Source organism: Acidovorax sp. KPB24-03 (assembly GCF_057546605.1).
The window spans coordinates 1-3546 of sequence record NZ_BAAJYR010000362.1 but is presented as its reverse complement, the minus strand read 5'-3'; the positions used below and the strand labels follow the sequence as shown (position 1 = coordinate 3546).

4 protein-coding genes are annotated in these 3546 nt (G+C 69.3%); all 4 read right to left on the bottom strand.

Going from position 1 to position 3546, the window contains the following annotated elements; all coding sequences use genetic code 11:
- Window positions 1–359: isoaspartyl peptidase/L-asparaginase (locus AC27KI_RS20875; protein ID WP_487115618.1), on the bottom strand; the 359-nt coding region annotated here is incomplete at its 3' end.
- A 92-nt stretch (window positions 360–451) separates the two neighbouring features.
- Window positions 452–1408, bottom strand: coding sequence for a MurR/RpiR family transcriptional regulator (locus AC27KI_RS20870; RefSeq protein WP_272568655.1), 957 nt, complete (start codon window positions 1406–1408; stop codon window positions 452–454).
- Between the two features lie 249 nt (window positions 1409–1657).
- Window positions 1658–2605, bottom strand: coding sequence for a Bug family tripartite tricarboxylate transporter substrate binding protein (locus tag AC27KI_RS20865; protein WP_284430946.1), 948 nt, complete (start codon window positions 2603–2605; stop codon window positions 1658–1660).
- A 166-nt stretch (window positions 2606–2771) separates the two neighbouring features.
- The coding region (locus AC27KI_RS20860; RefSeq protein WP_487115616.1) for a Bug family tripartite tricarboxylate transporter substrate binding protein at window positions 2772–3546 on the bottom strand (775 nt) is incomplete at its 5' end.

The following is a 3546-nucleotide window of genomic DNA, read 5'->3' as shown; positions in this document are numbered from 1 at the left end:
CGGGCCGCCAGGATGGGGTTGCGCACGTGGCGCACGCCGGCCACCGCGCCGGCCGCCAGCGTGGCGCCCTCCATCAGAGCGGCATCCAGTTCATGGGTCGCGTCGGCGGTGAACACCGCGCCATGCCCGGCGTTGAAGAGCGAGCAATCTTCCAGCAACTGCACGGCCGCGCACACCGCATCGGCGGCGGACCCGCCCTGCTCCAGCACCGCCTGCCCGGCGCGCAGCACGTCCTGCAGCACACCGTGGTAGGCCCGCTCCTGCCGGGCGTCGATCTGCGTGCGGCTCAGCGTGCCGGCACCGCCGTGGATGGCGATCACCGGAACGGGACGGCCGGAAGGAGACGGAAAAACGGTCATGGAAGAAGCGGCGAAACCGGTCAGCGAAGTGGATGGGAACGAATCAATCGGCCAGGCGAAAGGCGATCGGGAGCGATGGATGCGGCCGCCGTTCAGGCGCGGCCACTGCCCTTGGCAGCGGGCTTCCTGGCGGTGGTGTCGGCCGAGCGTGGCGCCAGCCGCGTGCGCGAGCTGTCGTGCAGCCAGGGCAGCACCGCCTCGGTCATGCGTGCCGCGGTCTTCACCGATTCCTTCGCCTGGTGCGCCACTGCGCTGGTGAGCGCCTCGATCATGGCCAGCGCCGACGATTCGGAATTGGCCGCGTACTGGTTCTCGGTCTGCGCGAACAGGCAGCCGTGGGCGAAGGGCACCAGGGGCGACTGCAGCCCGTCGGTCAATGCCAGCACGCGCACGCCGCGCTCGAAGGCGCCCTGCGCCAGCACGACGGTGTCGGTCAGGTAGCGGGGGTAGCTGATGGCGATGAACAGGTCTTCCTCGCCCATGCGAGGCAGCAGCCGCGCGCCGTAGGACGCACCCGCCACCCCGGCCAGCAGGTGCACGCCGTCGCAATGCGCATCCAGCCCGCGCTGCAGCAGCCCGGCGAGCCAGCCACTGGCGCCGAAGCCGGCCAGGTAGATGCGCCGCGCCCCCACGATGGCCTGCACGGCGGCCTCGCACGCGGCCGGGTCCAGGGCCTCACGCGTGGCGGCGATGTTGCGCTGGCTTTCCTCCAGCGCGGCGGCGAACACATCGCCGATGCTGCTGGGCTTTTCCAGCTTGATGCGCATCTTCTCGATGGGCGCCAGCATGGCTTCGAAACCGCGCACCAGCTCGGCCCGCAGCATGGGGTAGCCGTCCAGGCCGATGGCCCGGGCGAAGCGGTTGGCTGTTGCGATGGAAACGCCCACCGCCGCCGCGAGTTCGTCGATGGGCATGGTGGCCGCCTGCAGCGGGTGGGCCAGCACGTAGTCCGCCATCTGCTGGTGCGACCGCGTGAGCGTGGGGCGCACCCGGCCGATGCGAATGGCGATCGTGGGGGCTTCGGTGCTCGGGTCGGGAACAGCGGACATGGGACAGGTGCCAGGTGGGTGGGGGAAAGCGTTCAGCCGCTTTTGATAAAAAATTTACAACACCGTCATATTAAAGAAAAAATTCAATCATTCAAAGAATTTTTACAAGCGCATGAAGGGTCCCGTTCACGGCGGCCCTCCCGTTGTCTCGGCGCACCACGCAGCGCACAAAGCAAAAAGCCCTGCGCACTGCGCAGGGCTTGGATGGCTGGAGGGCCCTCAGCGGGCGGCCCGAGGGGTGAGGAACGATCAGTCCGCCTCGATCCTGGAGGCCTTGACCACCTGTGCCCAGTTGGCCAGATCGGCCTTCACCCGCTCGGCGAGCGGTTGCGGTCCCTGGTAGTCGGCGGTGGCGCCCTGCTCCAGGGCCTTTTGCTGGAATGCGGGGTTTTGCACCACGGTGCGCACATCGGCCACCAGCTTGTCCACCACCGCCTTGGGCACATGGGCCGGGGCGAACAGCGCGAACCACGACGTGGCATCCACCTTGGGGTAGCCCGCCTCGGCGGTGGTGGGCACGTCCGGCAGGCTGGCCAGGCGCTGCTTTCCAGTGACCGCCAGCACGCGCAGCTTGCCGGCCTGGATGTGGGGCATGAACGGTGGCGCGGTGCCGAAGGTCAGGTCCACCTGACCGCCCAGCAGGTCCTGCAGCGCCGGGCCGGTGCCTTTGTACGGCACGTGCACCATCTTCACGCCGCCCTGCTGCTCCAGCATGGCACCGGTGACGTGCTGCAGCGAGCCGTTGCCGGACGAGGCGTAGTTGAGCTTGCCGGGATGCGCCTTGGCGTAGGCGATCAGATCGGCCAGCGTCTTCACGGGCAGGCCGTCGCGCACGACGATGATCTGCGGCGCCGACAGCACGTTCGCGATGGGTTGGAAATCGCCCGGCTCCCATTGCTTTTGCCGGGTGAGCAGCGGTGAGATCACGTGATAGCCCGAGTACTGCATGAGCAGCGTGTATCCATCGGGCTCGGCCCGCTTGACGGCACCGGCGGCGATGTTGCCGTTGCCGCCGCCCTTGTTGTCCACCACCACCGACTGGCCCAGCACCGGGCCCAGGGCCTGCGCGAGCATGCGTGCGGACAGATCCGTGGTGCCGCCTGCGGCGGTGGGCACGACCAGGGTGACCGGCTTGTTCGGATAACCGCCCTGCGCCCAGGCGGGGCCGGCGAAGGCCGCAGCCAGCGCGATGGCCATCGCCGCCAGGCGGCGGGATGCGCAAGGGGTGGTCGGGGTGATCGTTGTCGTTGTCGTTGTCGTTCTCATGCCATGTCTCCTTGGTTTTTTGAATTCAAAAGAAAAAAAGCCCTGCGGCGGCAGGTCGCGCCCCGCCCTCGGTCCGCACGGTCCGGTCGGCCTGCCGTCAATCCAGCTTGGCCCCGGTGTCCTTCACCGCCCGGCCCCAGCGCGCGAGGTCGTCCCGCACCAGCGCCGCCAGCTGCGCCGAGTTGCCCTTGTAGGGCTCGCACCCCACGGCGGCGAGCCGCTCGGCCACGTCTTTCTGCTCCAGCGCCTTGGCCACCTCGGCCTGCAGCCGCGCGACCACGGCGGGCGGGGTGCCGGCCGGCGCGAAAAGCCCGTACCACGGTGTCTGGCCGAAACCCGCCAGCGTCTCGCCGATGGTGGGCACGTCCGGCAAGGCCGCCACGCGCCGCGTGTTCACCACGCCCAACACCTTGAGCTTGCCGGCCTTGATGAAGGCGATGGAGGACGGCAGGCTCTGCACCGACAGCGGCACCTGCCCACCCACCACGTCCGTGGCCGCCGCGGCGGAGCCCTTGTAGGGAACGTGCTGCAGCGTGATGCCCGCGGTCTTTTGCAGCATCTCGCCGATCAGGTGGTTGAGCGTGCCGTTGCCCGCCGAGGCGATGGCGTACTGGCCCGGGTGCGCCTTGGCCAGCGCCACCAGCTCGGCCACGTTGGACGCGGGAAACGCCGGGTTCGCCACCAGCACGTAGCCCGCCGTGGCCAGCGGCGCCACCGGCTCGAAATCCTTCACCGGGTCGAACCCCGTGTGCTGGTAGAGCCAGGGGTTGATGACCTGCGCGCTGTCCGCCGTGAGCAGCAGGGTGTAGCCGTCCGGCCGGGCCTTGGCCGCCGCGGCCGTGCCCACATTGCCGCCCGCGCCGGGGCGGTTG

Bases quoted from the DNA above. Each gene is read 5' to 3' on its own strand.
- AC27KI_RS20870 (WP_272568655.1), bottom strand. From the start codon at position 1,408: ATGTCCGCTGTTCCCGACCCGAGCACCGAAGCCCCCACGATCGCCATT.
- AC27KI_RS20865 (WP_284430946.1), bottom strand. From the start codon at position 2,605: ATGGCCATCGCGCTGGCTGCGGCCTTCGCCGGCCCCGCCTGGGCGCAG.